This is a genomic window from Pseudomonas sp. UM16, from assembly GCF_050312595.1.
Taxonomy (GTDB): Bacteria; Pseudomonadota; Gammaproteobacteria; order Pseudomonadales; family Pseudomonadaceae; genus Aquipseudomonas.
In genome coordinates, this window is the sequence record NZ_JBNPJT010000002.1 from 176,204 (window position 1) to 194,546 (window position 18,343).

16 protein-coding genes and 1 other RNA gene are annotated in these 18,343 nt (G+C 53.9%); 8 read left to right on the forward strand and 9 right to left on the reverse strand.

Translation table 11 applies throughout. The annotated features are described in order from the left end of the window. Positions 1-18: 18 nt before the first annotated feature. The 7 genes from ACQRAX_RS02885 (at position 19) to ACQRAX_RS02915 (ending at position 8,372) form a co-directional block, all read left to right on the forward strand. A complete protein-coding gene (locus ACQRAX_RS02885; RefSeq protein WP_412038301.1) occupies positions 19-807 on the forward strand; it encodes a substrate-binding periplasmic protein in 789 nt (262 codons plus the stop codon). A gap of 298 nt (positions 808-1,105) precedes the next feature. Continuing rightward, positions 1,106-2,401 carry a site-specific integrase gene (locus ACQRAX_RS02890; protein WP_412038300.1) on the forward strand — a complete coding sequence of 432 codons (1,296 nt, stop codon included), beginning with the start codon at positions 1,106-1,108 and terminating at the stop codon, positions 2,399-2,401. 871 nt (positions 2,402-3,272) lie between these two features. Further along, on the forward strand, positions 3,273-3,914 hold the full coding sequence (locus tag ACQRAX_RS02895; protein ID WP_412038299.1) for an ATP-dependent Clp protease proteolytic subunit: 642 nt from the start codon (positions 3,273-3,275) through the stop codon (positions 3,912-3,914). Positions 3,915-3,980: 66 nt separating this feature from the next. After that, positions 3,981-4,778: a KilA-N domain-containing protein gene (locus ACQRAX_RS02900; RefSeq protein ID WP_412038298.1), complete on the forward strand. Its 798-nt coding sequence runs from the start codon at positions 3,981-3,983 to the stop codon at positions 4,776-4,778. Positions 4,779-5,224: 446 nt separating this feature from the next. Then, the gene (locus ACQRAX_RS02905; RefSeq protein ID WP_412038297.1) at positions 5,225-5,833 is read left to right on the forward strand and encodes a hypothetical protein; all 609 of its coding nucleotides are present in this window, start codon (positions 5,225-5,227) and stop codon (positions 5,831-5,833) included. A gap of 1,749 nt (positions 5,834-7,582) precedes the next feature. After that, positions 7,583-7,786, forward strand: coding sequence for a helix-turn-helix domain-containing protein (locus ACQRAX_RS02910; RefSeq protein ID WP_427867724.1), 204 nt, complete (start codon positions 7,583-7,585; stop codon positions 7,784-7,786). A gap of 298 nt (positions 7,787-8,084) precedes the next feature. Continuing rightward, a complete protein-coding gene (locus ACQRAX_RS02915; RefSeq protein WP_412038296.1) occupies positions 8,085-8,372 on the forward strand; it encodes a hypothetical protein in 288 nt (95 codons plus the stop codon). Here the strand turns inward: ACQRAX_RS02915 and ACQRAX_RS02920 are convergent. After that, positions 8,365-9,039: a hypothetical protein gene (locus ACQRAX_RS02920; protein WP_412038295.1), complete on the reverse strand. Its 675-nt coding sequence runs from the start codon at positions 9,037-9,039 to the stop codon at positions 8,365-8,367. The genes ACQRAX_RS02915 and ACQRAX_RS02920 overlap by 8 nt on opposite strands. 831 nt (positions 9,040-9,870) lie before the next feature. Here ACQRAX_RS02920 and ACQRAX_RS02925 point away from each other — a divergent pair. Continuing rightward, a complete protein-coding gene (locus tag ACQRAX_RS02925; protein WP_412038294.1) occupies positions 9,871-10,416 on the forward strand; it encodes a recombinase family protein in 546 nt (181 codons plus the stop codon). A 439-nt stretch (positions 10,417-10,855) separates the two neighbouring features. Here ACQRAX_RS02925 and ACQRAX_RS02930 read toward each other — a convergent pair whose 3' ends face one another. The 8 genes from ACQRAX_RS02930 to ligA form a co-directional block, all read right to left on the reverse strand. Then, positions 10,856-11,992 (reverse strand): HNH endonuclease, encoded by a 1,137-nt coding sequence (locus ACQRAX_RS02930; RefSeq protein WP_412038293.1) that lies wholly within the window; start codon positions 11,990-11,992, stop codon positions 10,856-10,858. 121 nt (positions 11,993-12,113) lie between these two features. Continuing rightward, on the reverse strand, positions 12,114-12,425 hold the full coding sequence (locus ACQRAX_RS02935; RefSeq protein ID WP_412038292.1) for a hypothetical protein: 312 nt from the start codon (positions 12,423-12,425) through the stop codon (positions 12,114-12,116). Then, positions 12,425-12,682, reverse strand: coding sequence for a hypothetical protein (locus ACQRAX_RS02940; RefSeq protein ID WP_412038291.1), 258 nt, complete (start codon positions 12,680-12,682; stop codon positions 12,425-12,427). Before ACQRAX_RS02940 ends, ACQRAX_RS02935 begins: the two co-directional genes overlap by 1 nt. A 497-nt stretch (positions 12,683-13,179) precedes the next feature. Continuing rightward, positions 13,180-13,770, reverse strand: a complete 591-nt coding sequence (locus tag ACQRAX_RS02945) for an ImmA/IrrE family metallo-endopeptidase (protein WP_274296390.1) — start codon at positions 13,768-13,770, stop codon at positions 13,180-13,182. 3 nt (positions 13,771-13,773) lie between these two features. Next, on the reverse strand, positions 13,774-14,142 hold the full coding sequence (locus tag ACQRAX_RS02950; protein ID WP_274296391.1) for a helix-turn-helix domain-containing protein: 369 nt from the start codon (positions 14,140-14,142) through the stop codon (positions 13,774-13,776). A gap of 374 nt (positions 14,143-14,516) precedes the next feature. Beyond that, positions 14,517-14,613: signal recognition particle sRNA small type (gene ffs, locus ACQRAX_RS02955), an RNA gene on the reverse strand. 121 nt (positions 14,614-14,734) lie between these two features. Beyond that, positions 14,735-15,901, reverse strand: a complete 1,167-nt coding sequence (locus tag ACQRAX_RS02960) for a zinc-binding metallopeptidase family protein (protein WP_412038290.1) — start codon at positions 15,899-15,901, stop codon at positions 14,735-14,737. Between the two features lie 60 nt (positions 15,902-15,961). After that, positions 15,962-18,316 carry an NAD-dependent DNA ligase LigA gene (gene ligA, locus ACQRAX_RS02965; RefSeq protein WP_412038289.1) on the reverse strand — a complete coding sequence of 785 codons (2,355 nt, stop codon included), beginning with the start codon at positions 18,314-18,316 and terminating at the stop codon, positions 15,962-15,964. Positions 18,317-18,343: the final 27 nt, after the last annotated feature.

An 18,343-nucleotide genomic window follows, 5' to 3' on the forward strand; every position in this document is an offset into this window, starting at 1 on the left:
TCACGCGGGGAGAAGTTGATGCGCTGGGTTTTAAGCCTGTTGATGCTGTACATCGGCCACCTGCCAGCGCAAGAGCCAGCGCCTTTGCGTTTTGCCATTGCCGACAGCTGGACCATGCCGCTGATACGCCTGGAAAACAACCAGCCTGTTGAAGGCATCATGTTCGACCTGATGAACCGCTTGGCGGCCAGCGTCCAGCGCCGCCCTGAATATCACGTGGTACCGCGCCTGCGCCTGCAATCGGCGATGGAGCGCGGCAACGTCGATGTGCGTTGTTTCGTCATGCCGTCCTGGGCTGGAAGCCTGTCAGGCGATTACAGCTGGAGCGTGCCGTTGTTCCAGCAGCGAGACATGCTGGTGGCCCTGGATCGACAGGCCTTACCGATCAAGATCGCGGACCTGCCCCATCAGGCCATTGGCACCGTACTTGGTTTCCACTATCCGACGCTGCAGACGCAATTCGATAACGGCCACTTCATCCGCGATGACGCTCGAAGCCAACTGCAAGTGCTGCAAAAGCTGCAGGCTGGGCGCTATCGTTACGCGATCAGCAGTCAGATGAGCCTGGATTGGTTCAATCACTCGCAACCCCAAGCCGAACAGTTGAAGCCCGTGGCACTGCTGGAGGAACAGGCGCTGAGCTGCTACGTGCGAAATGATCCCGAGGTCCCCACGCAACGCATTCTTCGTAGCTTGCTGAACATTAAGAAGTCGGGAGAAATTGAGCAGATGATCAAGCGCCATACGGCAGCACTGGACAGCCGAACACAAGCAGACGCTAAAGCGCGCGTAGTGAATAATGATTAGAAAACAAGAGAGGCAAAACAGAAACAAGCGCATGGCTTGAAGATAGGTGGCGACCCCACCAGCCACACCCCGGCACTCAATGTCACCGCTGCGGCTGCTCCCTTCCAGGCCTGACCAGATGGCATGCAAGCATGCTCGGTAATCGTTGCGAGCCTTATAGGGCAAGGGCTGTAGGCTTATTAGGGCTGTCATCCAACTACCGTGTGAGCTCGTTTCACGGACGTTCAAAGTCAGGGGTGCGACCAGATTTGTTCCACTCAATTGGTCCACTTCATTGGTCCACTTTGGTGTTCCTCATATGGCTTACATCGTCCGTCGCCAATCGGTTTACTACTTAAACCTGCGACTCCCCCAGCACCTGTTCCCGAACCGTCACACCTTGCGTGTATGTCTGCATCTGCGAGAGCGTCAGGCGGCACTATTCCTCGCCAGCTCACTGGCTCAACAGGTGCATCAATACCTGAGCAAACACCCCCTAACAGAGCCTCAGGCGCTTCGTACGCTGTGTTTGCAGTGGCGGGACGCTGCCCCAAAAGCGACCATCCGGACCGCCCCACGGAAGACACAAGCGGCTACAGCGAAGCCGAGTAACGACAGCCCTACCCTCGCCACATTGTCCAAGCTCTATATAGAAGAAGGGAAACGTGGCGGCACTTGGCGAACGGTCAGCACCTTCGAGGTTGAACGTGCCCTGCGTGATCTGTTCGAGCTGATGGGCGACATGCCCGCTGAAGCGTTCGACGTTCACCAAGCCAGGTTGCTGAAAGAACGATTGAGCCGGTGCCCCCAGTACTTCGGCTTACGCCCCGAGTATGAAGGCAAGAGCCTGAGACAGGTTGTTGAATCAGGCGCCACTTACAAGACCATCACCGCCGTCACTGTGAACAATCGTCTACGCAAACTTTCTGCCTTCCTGAACTGGTGCAAGACAAACGGATATGTTGCGGACAATCCACTCGTGGGTATGAAAGTGATGACAGGATCAGCGAAGGAAGCACGCCTTTCCTTTGACCACCACGATCTGGTTGCCCTGCTGAACCACGAAGCATTGAGAAAGGAAGCCCGCAAGCACCCATGGCGATACTGGCTACCGCTCCTAGGGCGAGCCACTGGCTGCAGGCTTGAAGAACTATGCCAATTGCGAGTCGATGACTTCATCGAACAGCAAGGCATCCAGTGCATTCGCATTGATGACAGCCGTGAAGGCCAGAACCTCAAGAACACCAGCAGCCGTCGTGTTCTTCCCCTGCATCCTTCCCTGATCGAACTGGGTTTGTTACAGCACGTTGAGTCAGTCAGAGCAACTGGAGCAGATCGACTGTTCCCTGAACTGGAAGCCGTTCGGGGGAAACTGGGCCACGCGCCATCGAAGTGGTTCGGTCGATACAAAACGAAGATGGGTGTCACTGACCCCCGGAAAACCTTTCATAGCTTTCGCCACACGCTGATTGACGACCTACGGGATGCAGGCGTTCAAGACTCCCTGATCAAACGGGTGGTTGGGCACGAGGACGGTGCGGTCACGTTCAGCATCTACGGTAGCAGGAGCCCGCTGAAGGCCATGGCGGAGGCCCTTTGGCAGATCACCTTATAGAAGCAAGACCACCACACATACTCGGGAAGGCAGCGCCGTTGATTGTGGAAGTTGTCCGCTGATGTTTCGAATCGGCTCCGGAAGTTGGTGGCTTGATGACATCTAACTGTATTGGTTGGTGGCATTATGACCACGAAACTGTAATTTAACAGTGAGGATTATTATGCGAACTGAACACTCAAGCGGAATAAATTTGACTTATTTCAGCAATAACAGTTGACAACAAGCGCTGCCCTGCTAACATGCAGGCCAACGAGACATAAGACGAATAAGACGGCCAACTTCAAGAGCCATTACAACAAGCCGTACAATAAATTTTAGCGAATGACTATTGACCTACCAGGCCAACCCGCTAAAATGCGCAACACTCACCACCCATGCTGTACAGGTCCTTCGGACAATTCCAAAACACAACTCTCTGCCTTACTCGAAATCAACGAGCACTGCACAGGGTTTTTGTCGTACCCGGGATTTCGCAACCCCTAGGCTCGTAGCCCTAGTTTAAATTAATCGAGTAACTACCATGCCTTGATCGCAAGATAATTCCGCGCCCGAAATCCACCTTAAAACTATCACCAGAGAACAACTATATGACGTAAGAACACCCATCCTACTTGGCCAACCATAGAGCCAGCACGTCAACTAGACCCGCACGCTATAAGTCCGACGAAACTCAGAGTTTACGTTACGGCACCCTATTGCTCAAAAGACGCAATCCAACCGACCACAGGACCGATAGATGAATTAACTCAACACTAGAAACTTACTTCAACACGACCAAACTTTTATCAATAGGTGCACCAACCCGCACTAGCTCTAAACTTCGAGCGACGGCCACCTATTGCCTGAAATTCGTAAAGAAAGACACTAGATGCAATACCAAGCCAACAACAAACCCGTAGAACTCAAGAGCATTTACCGCCCGAAGAACATCCTTGCCAAGCAGCGAGCTTCCACGCAATACATCGTCCCGCTCACCGGCCCTATCGGGGAAACTCATGAATACGGCGAGTTCGTCAACATCCTTGCCCATGCAGGAGAGGAAGACCGGGTATATATCCAACTCTCATCACCTGGCGGAAGCCTGGAGACTTGCGACTATCTTTGCCGCCGGATGGAAGAATGCGAAGCCCACAAGATTGTAGAAATCGGTCTGACATGCGCCTCAGCCACTTCTGCAATAGCCCTACAAGCCGATGACTGGGTAATTTATGACAGCAGCACAATGATGGCTCACTCTTGCTCGTACTCACCAGGGTACGGAAAGGAGTCGGATATCCGGTCGAGAATGAAATACACGGAGAGACTTAACCGGGAATGGATCGAGCGGACATACCACGGCTTTCTCTGCGCGGATGAAATGACCGACACTCTAATTTACGGCCAAGACTTATACCTCTTTGCGGATGATTTACGGGAACGTATGCCGCTATTCAAGGAGCACCGCAATGCTGGTAAAGCCCGACTAATCGAAGAAATCCTGCAGTACTGGGATCAGCGTGAAGCTGCTTAATACTCCCCCAAAAGCAACAACAAACACCGATTGAAACCAACCCCCACCTTTAACAGAAGCAACAACATGAATAATATTGTAAAAATTGCAAACCATCAGAGCAAAGCGCTCGAAATCGGCTCTATCATGGTCAAGCAGGACACTGAAGGGCGCTACTGCCTCAATGACGTACATAAAGCTGCCGGAGGTGAGGAGCGCCACAAGCCTGCACATTGGAGCAGCAATGACTCCACCCAGAACTTGGTAGAGCTTTTAAAGGTAGAGAATCCTACCTTTAATCCACTTAATGCAACAGCAGGTCGCGGCGGTGGCACTTATGTCGCACGGGAACTTGTCTACTGCTATGCAATGTGGATCAGCAGCGAATTTCACCTCAAGGTAATTCGCGCCTACGACCAACTACTGACCCACGGCGTCGTCATCCACGAAAGTGCTGCACAATACTTTATGGACAACCCTGACAAGTACATGCAACAGATCACTGAACAAGCTGAAGCACTGCTACTTGAGAATGCTCAGTTGAAGCAAATCGTCAGCGAAAACATCTCGAAGGCAGAATACTATGACGCCGTAAAGGGCTCTGCAAACTGCCAAACAATGGAGGAAGTGGCCAAAAAGTTCGGAGTTGGCCATTACAAACTCTTTCGACTTCTCCGTGAAAAGAAGGTGCTTCGAAATGTAATTGGCAACCTTCCGTATCAGAAATACCTCGACTACGACTATTTCATCGTCGAGGGGAAAAGCCGCAAGCAGTATGGCCAGACGCTCACTTACAACCGCGTAATGGTAACTGGCAAGGGTGAACTCTATATCGGCAGTTTGCTTCGTGAAGCCGGATGGCTCTCGGACAAACTGGCTGCGTAAATTGGATTGATTTATCTCCAGACAAGAGAGACTTAACGCTGTTGGCGCCAGGCTGAGTTCTAGACAACCCTGACACGATCTACACAAGATGACTGGCGTCGCGAAGTTAGTCATCTATTAATCGCAGCATCACGCAGCCAACTAATCACTCACACCCCTAGAGGATTTGTCTATCAATAGACTTACCTACAACAGCAACCATGAAACATCTACCCGATACAGATAACCGCACAACAAACCTACTTACTCCACTGGAGCTAGCAGCATTAAACGCACGAATAGCTGCCAACGCTAATCAGTGGCTGATGGACAATGCACCTACTTCCCAGGATAGGCGTCCTAGAAAGCAGAAGAGTACACGAGGACCAAAACCCAATACTATTACAAACCCATTCTACGGATTCATTGGCTGGGACACGTGCTGGGGGCGCTATCCTCGGTTTGCAATGGATATCATCGAAGGTGTTGCGCGACTTGATTGGCATCACCGTCCTATCGGCGCAGGGGGCAAGTACATGCCGCTGTCAGTACGCAACCTTGGAAGAATCCTGGAAAGCCTGCCAATTATCCATAATGAAGCCATTGAAGACTTCCTGCAACTAAAGCCGCGACATGCAAGACGTTATTTTAAAGCAGTCAAACTAATTATCCCAAGGATGATGAAGAGTCGCCCTAGCTCGCTTACTCACGAAATGGAAGGGACTCTTCCTGAAGCCAACCCTCTGCCTCAAGGAAGCACTCATGACTGGGAAGACTGCGATGACGCTGATATTCCAACTCCTGAGGTATTGGCCAAGCTTCACTACGACCTACGCACGCTGACGCAATATAAAACTTCTGAAGAATACGAAGCAGAGTTGAGCAGCAATCCCCACCAGCCGACCATCATCCAACTCCCAGGGCGTCAGGACCATCCGATGAAAGGCAGAGTGATGCAGATGCTGATGGATGGCGCTCAGGTCAAGCCTATCGCAAGAGAGACACGGGTTGACCCGAAGACAATCAGGAAGTGGCGAGACGAGGCTTCCAGCGCTGCCGCCTCGCAGGCAGCATAACCGCCTGCAACGGTTCAGGAGCAAGGGGGGAATAATACGGCCGCATATATAAGGGTAAGTGCCAAAGCGGAGCTTTGAGACTATTTACCTCTATTAATTTACCATCGTGGCGCAGCCGCCACAGCAGGGTCACCTGTGCCTGAAGCACGAATAGCACCTCTATGTAGCAGAGAAGAGAAGGGGCAAGAAAGCCCCTCCTGCTCTTGATCTTGCTTTAACCATGTTGAGAACTATAGAAGTTATTACGACGTGACGGAACGTCACCAATTATCTGCAAGGTGAAAATCAAAAGTTGTGGGGGGCTTTTCCGCCCTGCCCCCTGACTACAAACCTGCCATGAGGCAAGATAACAATTCTATTCAGCAGGGTGGATAGGGGCTCAGCCACCACCCGCACTTGATCTTGCTGTGCAGAGTTACCCCGTGGCCTCAGCCATGATCAGTTCACATCTAAGAGCAAGCAGTGACCATGGTCAGTGAAGCAAGTCGTGCCTGAGAGCACCAGCCCTCAGGCAAGTGATAACAGTAGTACAAGGAGGGGTTTACCCCCTCCCCGTAGCTAAGTTCACGCACCACTTTGTGCCCAGCGGCACAGGTAGCGGGACAATACGTGACGGGCTCCGTCACCAAGTATGGAAGCAGAAAACTGAGAGCATCCTGTCCGAAGGACAACGATCAGAACCCTTTTCTGGCCTTTAAAACCGTGGGGTTAAGCGGCCATGACGGAGGTCACCTACGCACCGCTCCATTCGCTCGTCTAGAGCACCGATTAACCTAACATGCCCTGAGTACTTGACCCGAAACTCGAGGGCCATAGCAATTTTCTGTACCTGCCACCATGCGTGTGCTTCATACGGATCATCAAAGTATTTCGACCTATCTCCACACTGCACCGTAAAGCGTTGTTGGGAATTCGACCACCCTACAAAAGGGATATCTGGCATTGCAGGGTCTGGATAAGAGAGTTTTTGGGCCCCACCAGTGCAGAAGAACTTATTGACTTCCTGTGGCACGAACAAGCAGGTACTCGGGCCGTAGTCGGCGTTGCCGATCACGAGGATATCTTTGTCTAGACACCATGAGGCATTACTAAGATCGTACCCATACTGCCCCCGCGACCAACATACAAAATGCTGAAAACTCTCGAATTTCGACCTTGCCCCAGCGTACCCCGGATTGGCCAGCTTCCTCGAATCAGATGTGCAGCGCTCCATCATCTGGCCGTACCTGCACCCACTGAGACTTCGATTGGTAATCGTCTCTCCTACCCCAGGCTCTGACCAATGCATCAGCCACCGACCATTAAGCTCCCTATCGTACTTAACCCTGACGATGCGTTGCTTCATGCATCTTGCCCTGGGGTAATTTCGCCTTTGACCTTCAGCCTCATGTTGAAGCTCCTTCAGTAAATCAATGTCAATAGAAATTAGCGAGGCGGCCTAATGCCACTTCGTCGATTGCGCCGAACTTACTGACTTGCTGACTTACTGCCGGTTAGCATCAACCGAGGCGGGGGCTTACTGGAGGGGACTTACTAATTGTCTTGCGGACTTGCGGACTTACAGTAACTTTAGGCTAAAAATTACCCAGAAGTCGGAAGCCATGTCAAGTACCGATGGAAAATTAACAAGTTACTTTCATGACACCTGCTTGCTCAAGCCGGGGCTTGATCCCGAGAACCCTACGCTCACTGACCGTTTTCGGAATCGAGGCGTTGTGCAATCTTTAGGCAGGTATTGGATCACCAGCGATTCAGCGTCAATTCAGACCCAGTGTCAGGGAGCTCCGTGTGCTTTCGGTCAAGAGCAAGGAGGCTTTCGCTGATCGATGTTGCTTCGCCAGGACGTATATGTCCCGGATAGAGACGGGCGGTGCGAACCCGTCTATAAACGCCATCAAAGTTCTGGCCGATGCCCTAGGCGTAAGCATTTCTGCACTCTTCGAAGGCATGTGAGCCGTCCCTAGGCCAGTGCGTGCCATCGCTTTATCTAATCGGTTTCTAATTGCCAGCCAGCCCTACATGGCCCCCTCTGCTGGCTAGCCTTTCATATACCCCGCATGAATGATGGGATTGATACGAGCAGGATCAAGCAGCAGGCCCCTTTGGACCATTAACCCTTCATACAGCATGGAATTAGGCGTAACCGTGCAGTCCACTGGCTCGGGAAAGGGACGCTAGAGGGGCACTTGCTATGCAGCCAGCAGGGCATCTGGGGCTGCTGTATTGAGCGGAGAGCAGGGAGGCAAGCATCATGTCGGAACAAGAAGTTTGCATCACCACAGTGGTAACACGACTCTGGGGCAATCAAATGGCCATATACGAGGCCCCTCATGCCCTGGCATTACTGCTTACTGAGACCGGCCAGCCTGAGCCCGCTGAACGAGTGATGCAGGTGCTCAAGAAGCTTCTGGATTCAAGATTCAAGCTGTCATCGAACCAGCAATTGGAGCGCCGGTGGAGATATCCGGCAGGAGGTTTCAGCCAGCCAATGATGATGGCTCTGCTCCATCGCCAGTCGATGAGTGAATGCGTTACGTGAACGACGGCAGGCAGTGCCCTGCGTCTCGACAGTCCTGTAGTAGTACCTGAAGCTCATCATCTCTGGTGACGCGGATAGCCCCGTCCAACAGAATCTCCCAGTGCCCATCAACCTCCCGCCCTTGCCAGTAAAGCTCCGCAGCGCCCAGGTCACCTGTTTCAGCGAATCGGTCGTAAAGGCTCGCGTCAGCTCTGAGTAAGTTAATAGAGCGAACGATATCCACTGAGACGATGTGTCGAGCGGTTCCGAACATCACACCCAACATTTCACGGGAAGCAGCCCCTTCTTCAGCCACCCAGATGCAGCCAAGCCTAGATGGAGCGGCTGGAGCAACTTGCCGCCGCACTTCTTCCATCTGAAGCTCCACTTCGTAGATTCTAATCAGGCGGTCTTCGTCACCCCACCCTCGCTGCGAGCCGTATCCATCAGTGATCGTCATTCTCCTGCTAAGCATGAAGCCGAGCATGAACATACCCGCACGAGGACTGACAACAGAACCAAATTGGGCCTCGCGTATTGCATCAATACTGAGGTCCTCAACCCGTGTATGGATGGCTTGAATACCTTCGTCAACCGAGGCAATGCAACTCGGAGACATGATTAATGGTTGGGTAGCAAGATTATGGCAGGTCATAAAGTCAGTTGGATCGAACGCATGAATGAGCATTACACACTCGCCTCAATGAACTAATTATTCAGTGACTCTACATCAGCTCTATCGAGTCGCACTACGTAAGCTTGTTGATAGGTGAACACCACCCTCACGTAGCCTGCTCAGCCTCATCACGCCTTAGTTATAGACGGATTGAGCGAACCGCTCTCTCGCAGCAGGTCCAGAGTGTGATTCAGTCTCTGTTCCTCTCACCCTCACACTGTGTCTTGACCCACCAGTAAATCCGTCTTAGCGCCCCAACCTCGCTGCACAATCGTCCTTGACTGCCAAGAAGCTGCCCACTGGCCATCCTGGCATAACAGCCTGACCTACGACGGTGGAGGTGTTCCACTGTAAGTTCAACGGTCATCCCGATGCTGGACTTGAAAGAGACGGTATCGCGTGCGTCCAGTCGATAAGGAAGCGCTGGGCTCTCTTGAGAGTGACCGAAGGGACTACAGCGCCCGTCACATCCAACCATACCCAGCTCTACTAGCGTGACAGCGTGCCCGCTATTGTTCGTTACATGTATCGCTCCATCCTTGCCCTGGAAAATGCTGATTGACGTGCGAGTACGCCACAGGGCAATGGTCGAGACGCAAAGCGACAGGGTAGAAAGAATAACGGGAATGGTTCCCACGATGACACCTATGTCAAATTTGCTGTCGTATCTATCAATCTTAGTCCTCTACGTCTGGCCAGCTGTATTCATTGGCCTCTACCTAACCGACCACAAGCAGATGAATACACATAACGCCTGCAACCCGTATTCACTAGGCTTGATTTTGGCAATGAATACAGCCACACTCCAAGCATCTAAAGTTAAATGAATACAGAGGCAGGGATATGGCACGAGTTGGGTACATCCGCGTTAGTTCGGTAGATCAGAACGTAGACCGCCAGCTTGATGGTGTTGCCTTAGATAAGGTCTTCACCGAGAAGCTCAGCGGAGTTACCACTGACCGTCCCCAGCTTCAGGCCATGCTGGAGTACGTGCGTGAGGGCGACACCATTCTGGTACACAGCATTGACAGGCTTGCTCGCTCCCTGGCGGATCTACTGAAGCTAGTGGAAGACCTAACCAAGCGGGGCGTCCATATCCGCTTCAATAAAGAGCAGTTGGAGTTCACTGGCGAAGACAACCCGACCCAGCACCTGATGCTCTCGATGATGGGAGCTGTAGCTCAGTTTGAGCGAGCCATGATCAAGGAGCGTCAGCGAGAGGGAATAGCCAAGGCCAAACAGAGAGGTGTCTACAAAGGTCGCATTAAGACCGTTGATGACGTAGCCATACAATCCGCCGTGCGTGGTGGGCTATCGTTTCGCAAGGCCGCTGAGAGCCTTGGCGTAAGCCTGAGCACCGTGCAACGTGCCATGAAGGCCAGTGCATAATCTGGCTATACCCAGATAATAGCGATCACTAGGTGGGCGAGGTGTATGGACGACGATAAGGCAGCTGCGATAGCGAACGCCCTTGAGGGGCTTCATCTTAACCAGATAGCCATCCGAGCTTCAGTGGAAGAGCTGAGTACATGGGTGAGGCAGAGGGGCAGCGTTAACATACACGACAATGTAATGGGAGCCCTTCAGACACTGGACACCAATGCTGATTCCATCACCTCAGCGATAGAACGGCTTCGATCGTGATGGCGTTATGCCATATTTCAAAGAGAGGTTTGTGTGCCCCGCTTGCCATTAGCTACCGGGTCTAGCCTCGACCCAGACTGATCGGCAGTATCGAATAATTGCCGACACCACACAGCTCAAATTGACTATCGGCACTATTCTAGTTTAATAACTTTGGAGTAGAGAGCATGCAGTCAAACCGAGATTAGCGCTCATCCCGTCGCCGCTTATCCCCAATAATATGCATAAGGTAAGGTGTCAACTCATGCATGATCAAGCCGGAAAGCTTCTCCACATCCTGCTCAGTAAGAATGGAACCCTCATCCACGCCAAGGTTGCTAAATGCATATTGTACTGCCCTATCAACAGCTTGATCTCTTGCTCTTACGGCTGAGCGCTTCACCGCTTGACGTAGAATAGAGTCAAACGCACGCTCAATGCTGCCTTCCGGAATACGCTCGTAGCTATATGAAGCCTGGATATCGGCTCTATCAAGACCCAGGTCAAATTCTGCCACTATTCTCTGGGAGTTTCTTGGATCTATGCAGTAGCTAGCGTGTACAGGCGCACCCGAATAATTCTCCGCCAAACAGACAACCATGCGTCTGACGCCGAAGAACTCTATATATCCAAGCAATTGGCCATCCGTTCCTCGGTTACTCACTGCCACACAGTGAAGTGGAACCCCTTCCGGTCTACGCAGCATTAAATCACTTTCATACCAATACCCGAAGCATGCCTCTGCTCCGTCCTCCAACAAGTATTGCCTGGCATTGGTACAATCTTTGGCTACTACGCCGTTAACCACAGCAAAGCAGAGTACAGACTTAACGAGGGAGCGCCCCGAGAGAGCACCACCAAACTCCATTGAGAAGTTCAGCGGACTCCTCGAATACCTTGACTGCACGCCAGAATTGGCAATTGTCGATTCCAAGTCAAAGTTAGGGTACTTCCGCTTAACACCCTTAAGTATCTTACGTGCCTCTTCAGGACTACGAGCAACGAGTTCAATCCTCATCGCCCCAGAACCTTCGGGAGTTTGGCTAAAACTAGCTCTAGCCGGGCTCATGCTACCATCCGCATGTAACACTAGTTGGTCGCCATCGAGATTTTCAACCGCGAGAGAGGGCAATACTCCGCGCTCCCTCTTAACTCCAATCAATAGTCCCAGTGACTGAAGATCCTTAGCCAAGGCACTATCCCAAGCTTGCCCAGCACCATTGTTGCACTTCACACAAAGCACACCGGATACTTTATAACGCCCACCAATAGCGTTAATTACAATGTGCTCTTCGGAGTCATTAGCATCCGAGAGAGGACTATCACAAAGCACACACTCCATCACTTCCCCTCCTTAAGAGTACCCCTTGGAACACCGGCATCATTAACACAATTGAGTGCCTAACCCGTGCTGGCAAACGTTGACTAGGAGAAGCCCCGCCGTAGCGGGGCCCTACCTCCTGTTATAACCGCCGCAAGACATCAGCCAGAATACTATTGGGATTTGCTTTCCACTCAGTCGCCGGCTGCGTTCCCTGCATGAGCAGAGCCTCATAGTCATTTATACCTGCAGTCCTTGCAGCAAGTGCCACATGCTCTCGTACAACCCTATCAGCACCAGCCGGGGTCGTATCTGGCGTAAATTGCACAGTCCAAAGAGTAGTCAGCTTGTGTTTCACGTAATGATGGCTTTTCAACACTTCGTAAAACTTCGCCCGCGCAGCAGTGGAGACAGAACCGTTCAAATCCACAGTGAGAATCGCATGAATGGTCATTACTTACTCCCCCTCTGCTTGTTGGATTGAGATACTACCGACGCCGCGAGCTTCTTGGTGTCAGCACTGAACTTGCTGCTTTGCAAAGCTTTGCCCGCTTTGGCTTCCATCTCAGCACTCGTTTGCTTACCAGTATTGGTCTGAGCCAGAGCAGAGGCAGCAAAGCTCTTGGCTATGGCGGAGGCGGCAGAATCACGAAGCGTCTCGGAGGCGAGCCTGGCGATCTTTGGAGAGGACTTCTTTGTGTTTGTGCTCATGATGCTCATCTCATTAATTAGTTGAGCTGACACGCCTGAAGCCTAGGGACACGAGGGGTGCAACCCCTAGCCCAGACAGTGGCAACGATCATCTGATAGGCTGAGCGGGTAACTACGACCTAGTCTCAAAGAGACTACATCGCAATCACCCGCGCTACTCATGCAGCCACGAAGGCCGACTAGCCGATTTAGAAGAGGGTCAACTGACCCGGATGAGACCGCCAGTGCTGACACACGCTCTCCCAGCGGCCAAACCTAAACCGGGGGTAGCTGCGCACAAACACAACCTTGATACTAGAACGAGCCATATGTGGCCCTCCTACGACGGATGGAAGGGTTTTGGCTTGCCCCACACAGTCGCTAGGACTACACTGCTCCACGTCTTCCCATAGACATATTGCAGGTTGCGGGTGGTTTGGTAGACCCTCGTTCACCTCACCTGAAGCTCAGAAGTGTTGGTAGCACTCCTGGGCTTCTTTATGCCTTCAAATTGACACCTACCAGAACAAGCTGCGCTGTCCCGTCAACTTCCCGTGCTTCCTGAGATTGTCCAACCGGAACCTTGAGCTCGTGATGCTAGTGCCGCACATCTCAGCTAACCGCTCAGGGGTACCGGCGTCAGCACAAGCTGCAATAGGCATCATGATTGCTGCCGTGATTGCCTTTGCCTGCCACTCAGAATCTTCATAGAACCGATGCTGCCCCAGGACAGCCCCCCGATGAAGGGTAACTGCGTGCTCCAATACAATGTGACCCATCTCATGCACAACAGTACTGCGTCCAAAGACGTTATCTGCATGGAGCATGTCGTAGACGTCCTCTCTCAGCACCACCAAATTCTTTTCAGGGATAGTGAAGGCAGCACATTCGTCAAGCTGGTCCACCTCCACAACCTTGTAGTTAAACCCAGCGTTCGGGAGGGTGTGCTCCAAGATTTTGGCGCAATCCAACATGTATCGCTCACCCGACCGAAGAGGGAGCGCTGCTCGGATACCCTCAGCGATCTCCTCAAGCGACGCATAACTTTGAGCCCTTACCTTTAGCCCCTGCGGCGTTCTCACGTCCCCGTTCGAGTAAAGCGTTGTCAATCTTTAATCTCCCTTCTTAGGCTGAGCCTGAAGCCACTGGCGAATCTCCTCAGTTGGAGCACTACCCTCTTGAAGCCTGCGGGCGAACGCTGCAACGAGACCTCTGGCATCAGAGTCCAACTCAGCTGTATTTACCACGTCTTTAGATCGCTCAGCAGCCAGCCTAAGCTGATGCAGCTGTTCCGAATCTGCATGCTCAGCAAAGAACGCTAGCGCCGCTTCAATGTGCCTATCAGATAGTCGCTTCTCGCCGTACTCAATACCGCTGAGATGCGCTGAACTGATAGCCATAGCTTCTGCCATTGCTTTTAGAGACACGTCAAACCTCATCCGAAGCAATCTGGCAGCTTCACCAAAGGGTGTAAGTCTCATTTGATCACCTTCATCTCTTCCCCGTACCCCTGCGTTACCTTCCTGGCAATCATCTTCTCCATTTAGAGAAGATCGTAGCTCTGAATTATTTATCGGTCAAGCAGCCAGTGAAGAACCGTGTAAATGCGGAGGTAGTTAAGGGTCAAATGATGGAGTGAGGTACGGGAGGCAATACAGACAATGAGGCAGGATGAAGGGGTCGAAGGCTGTTGCAGCTCGATCATCCACAAACAGAAAGGGACTGGATCAATCAATTCGAAGAAGCTAGCATGCAGCTTATGGCGCACCACTTAGGTGTACCTAAACACTGTTCCACTTCGAGATTTTGAGCCAAGGATGTCCTTTAAAATCAAGGACTTAGAGATAGGTGGCGACCCCACCAGCCACACCCCGGCACTCAATGTCACCGCTGCGGCTGCTCCCTTCCAGGCCTGACCGGGTTCACGGTTGATCGATGCGGGGGGACCGATGGGGTCACCATAACGCTGCTCATCTGGCGACGAGCCGCGCCATTGTACCGGCATCAAGTGAAGTTACAACCACTAATGCAAAAAAAACCATCACCACTCAATGACTTGGCTCTGCCCAGCCCCTAAATGGCCCCCTCCTCGCCCAGCGCTGACGGCGCCTGCTGGGTGATGCGCAAGTGGATGAAGTGCAGCTTGGCCACCACCGGCCTGCTCAGCACGAAGGGGTAAAAATCCACCTGACCCATGCTGCGCGACAGTTCGTTAAGCATCGCCGACAACTCGACCCAAGCATTGAGGAAAGCCAGAAAGCGCTCACCCCGAGGATCGTCAGAACGGTACAGGTCTTCCCGCTGGAACGGCGGATAGTCGAGGTCCAGGTTGCTGGCGTTCATGCCCAGGGCCAAGGCGGTGTCCAGGGCGTCGGTCATGTGCAGGTAATGCGCCCAGGTTTCCGCCCAGTCTTCCCAAGGGTGCATGGTCGCATAGGCACTGACATGGGCTTGTGCCCAATCACTGGGCGCACCGTGTTGATAATGGCGCTCCAGCGCCTCGGCGTAGCTTTGACGCTCATCGCCGAACAGCGCTCGAAAAGCCTCCAGCCAATCGCTATCAGCAATCAGTCGATCCCAGTAGTAATGCCCGACCTCATGACGTAAATGGCCAAGCAAGGTTCGATAGGGCTCGTGCAATTGCACCCGTACATGCTCACGCCAATCATCGTCAGCCTCGCGCACATCCAGGGTAATCAAGCCATTGGCATGACCAGTGGTGGGCGCCTTGCCTACCAGGTCGACACCGATGAAGTCAAAGGCCAGGCCTTGGGGGGAGTGATCGCTTTTCGGTTCAACGGCAAGCCCCAGGTGCAGCAGCTGCGCAGTCAAGCGGCGTTTGGCGGTTTCCAGCTTGCGCCAGCGCAGGTGGTTGTCGGCAAGTGACAGGTCGGGGATGGTCCGGTTCAGGCGACAGGCCAGGCACAGGCTGTGAGGCTCGTCAGCAGCCAACAGCCAGTTGCAGGCCGCTGGCGTATCAAGGTTGGCGCAGCGCCGCAGCAGCCCTGCCTCAGGCTCGCCATTGAGTGACCACAACCCCTCAGCTGATCCGGCAGCCAAGCTGGCGACCCGATTGCCCTGCGGCCAATACCCCAACGCCGCATGGCAAGCCAGGCACTGGCTGTTGCGAAAGAATACCGACTGCCCGCATCGACACTGCCAAACCCGGTCCGGTCGCTGCTGACGAATGACCAAGGACGCCGCGATCCTGGCGCCCAATTGCTCGAAAAAGCGGTACATGATGATCCCTCCTGGCTGTTGCCAAGCCTAGACCATCACTCGCACTGCGAACTGCCGTACTTAGACGCTGATGCCCTGCTCGCCAAGGAAATTCACAAAGGCGTCTTCATCCAGCACTTTGAGCCCCAACTCATTGGCCTTGGCCAACTTCGAGCCAGCGCCAGGCCCTGCCACCACACAGTGGGTTTTCGCCGACACTGAACCCGCCACTTTGGCGCCTAGACTTTCCAGCTTGTCTTTGGCGACATCGCGACTCATGCGCTCCAGCGACCCGGTCAGCACCCAGGTCTGTCCGGCCAGCGGCAAGCCAGCGGCGACTTTCTTTTCGCAGCTCCAGTGCATGCCGAACTCAAGCAACTGCGCCTCAACTGCCCGGGCCAGGGCCGTATTGGCCGGCTCCTGGAAATAACTGCGCACGGCATCGGCCTGCTTGGCCGCCAGTGCCTGACGCAAGTCGATACCGTCGGCGGCGATGATTTTTTCCAGGCTATCGAGCTTGGCCACCAGTTTTTCGGCGCCGGTCGGGCCCACCGAAGGAATATCCAGTTTTGCGATCAACCCGGCGAGGGTGGTGCTGGCTGCGAACTCGGCGCCCAGCTCGCCTTCGTCCTGCAACTGCAGCCCACGCTCAAGCAACTGGGCAATGACTGTGCGGTTGTGTTCGTCTTCAAAGAAGCTATGGATCTCGTGCGCCACTTCCAGGCCGATGTCCGGCAGGTAGGTCAGGACCTGCGGCAGCGCCGCCATGACCCGTTGCAAGGAGCCCAGGGAGCGCGCCAGGACCTTGGCCGTCTCCTCGCCTACATCCGGGATGCCCAGGGCATAGATGAAGCGCGCAAGGCTTGGCTGCTTGCTGGCGGCAATGGCTGCCAGCAAGTTCTTGCTCGACAGCTCGGCAAAGCCTTCCAGCTCGACAACCTGTTCGAAGGTCAACTGATAAAGATCAGCCGGGGAACGAATCAAGCCTTCATCGACTAACTGCTCGACGCTTTTTTCGCCCAGCCCGTCGATGTCCATGGCACGCCGTGAAACATAGTGAATGATCGCCTGCTTGAGCTGCGCCGCACAGGCCAGACGACCAACGCAACGGTAGACTGCACCTTCGCTGACGGTTTCCTTGCCCTTGCTGCGCTTGATCAACTGCGTGCGCTCAACCTGTGAGCCACACACCGGACATTGAGTAGGAATGTGCACCGGCCGGGCATCGTCAGGACGTCGCTCAGTGACAACCTGCATCACCTGCGGAATGACGTCGCCCGCCCGGCGAATGATCACCGTATCGCCAATCATCAGCCCCAGACGCGCCACTTCATCCATGTTGTGCAAGGTGGCATTGGACACTGTCACACCCGCCACCTTCACCGGCTTCAACCGCGCCACCGGAGTAACCGCGCCAGTACGCCCGACCTGGAACTCGACGTCGAGCACTTCGGTCAACTCTTCCATGGCCGGAAACTTGTGGGCAATCGCCCAGCGTGGCTCGCGGGCACGGAAGCCGAGTTCGCGCTGTGAGGCCAGGCTGTTGACCTTGAACACCACGCCATCGATCTCATACGGCAGGTCGTTGCGGCGCGCCCCGATATCACGGTAGTACTCCAGGCACTCTGCTACGCCGGCGGCGTGGCGCAGTTCGCGACTGATCGGCATGCCCCACGCCTTGAGCTGCTCAAGAGTGCCAATGTGGGTGTCAGCCAAAGGCGCCGACACCTGGCCCAGGCCATAGCAGCAAAACTCCAGCGGACGGCTGGCGGTTATTTTCGAATCCAGCTGGCGCAGGCTGCCCGCAGCAGCGTTGCGCGGGTTGGCGAAAGTCTTGCCGCCGGCCTCGATCTGCGCCTGGTTCAGGCGCTCGAAACCGGCCTTGGACATGTACACTTCGCCACGCACTTCGAGCACCGCAGGCCAGCCCTCGCCTTGCAGCTTGAGCGGTATGTTACGCACGGTACGCACGTTGACGCTGATATCTTCGCCGGTTGTACCGTCGCCACGGGTGGCGCCCTGTACCAACTTGCCATCGCGGTACAGCAGGCTGACCGCCAGGCCATCGAGCTTGGGCTCACAGCTGTAATCAACCGCCGCCGCATCGCCGAACAGATCACCCTCTGGCAGGTCCAGACCCTCGACCACCCGCCGATCGAACTCGCGCAGATCATTTTCCTCGAAGGCGTTACCCAGGCTCAACATCGGCACTTCATGACGCACCTGACTGAAGGCCGACAAGGCACTGCCACCGACACGCTGGGTCGGCGAATCAGCCGTGACCAACTCAGGGTGCTCAGACTCCAGAGCCTTGAGCTCGTTGAACAGGCGGTCGTACTCGGCGTCCGGAACGCTGGGCTCGTCGAGCACGTAGTAGCGATAGTTGTGCTGGTCGAGTTCGGCGCGCAGTTCGAGGATTCGGGATTCGGCGGTCATTTTTCAATTCTCTTGCAAAGCAAAAGA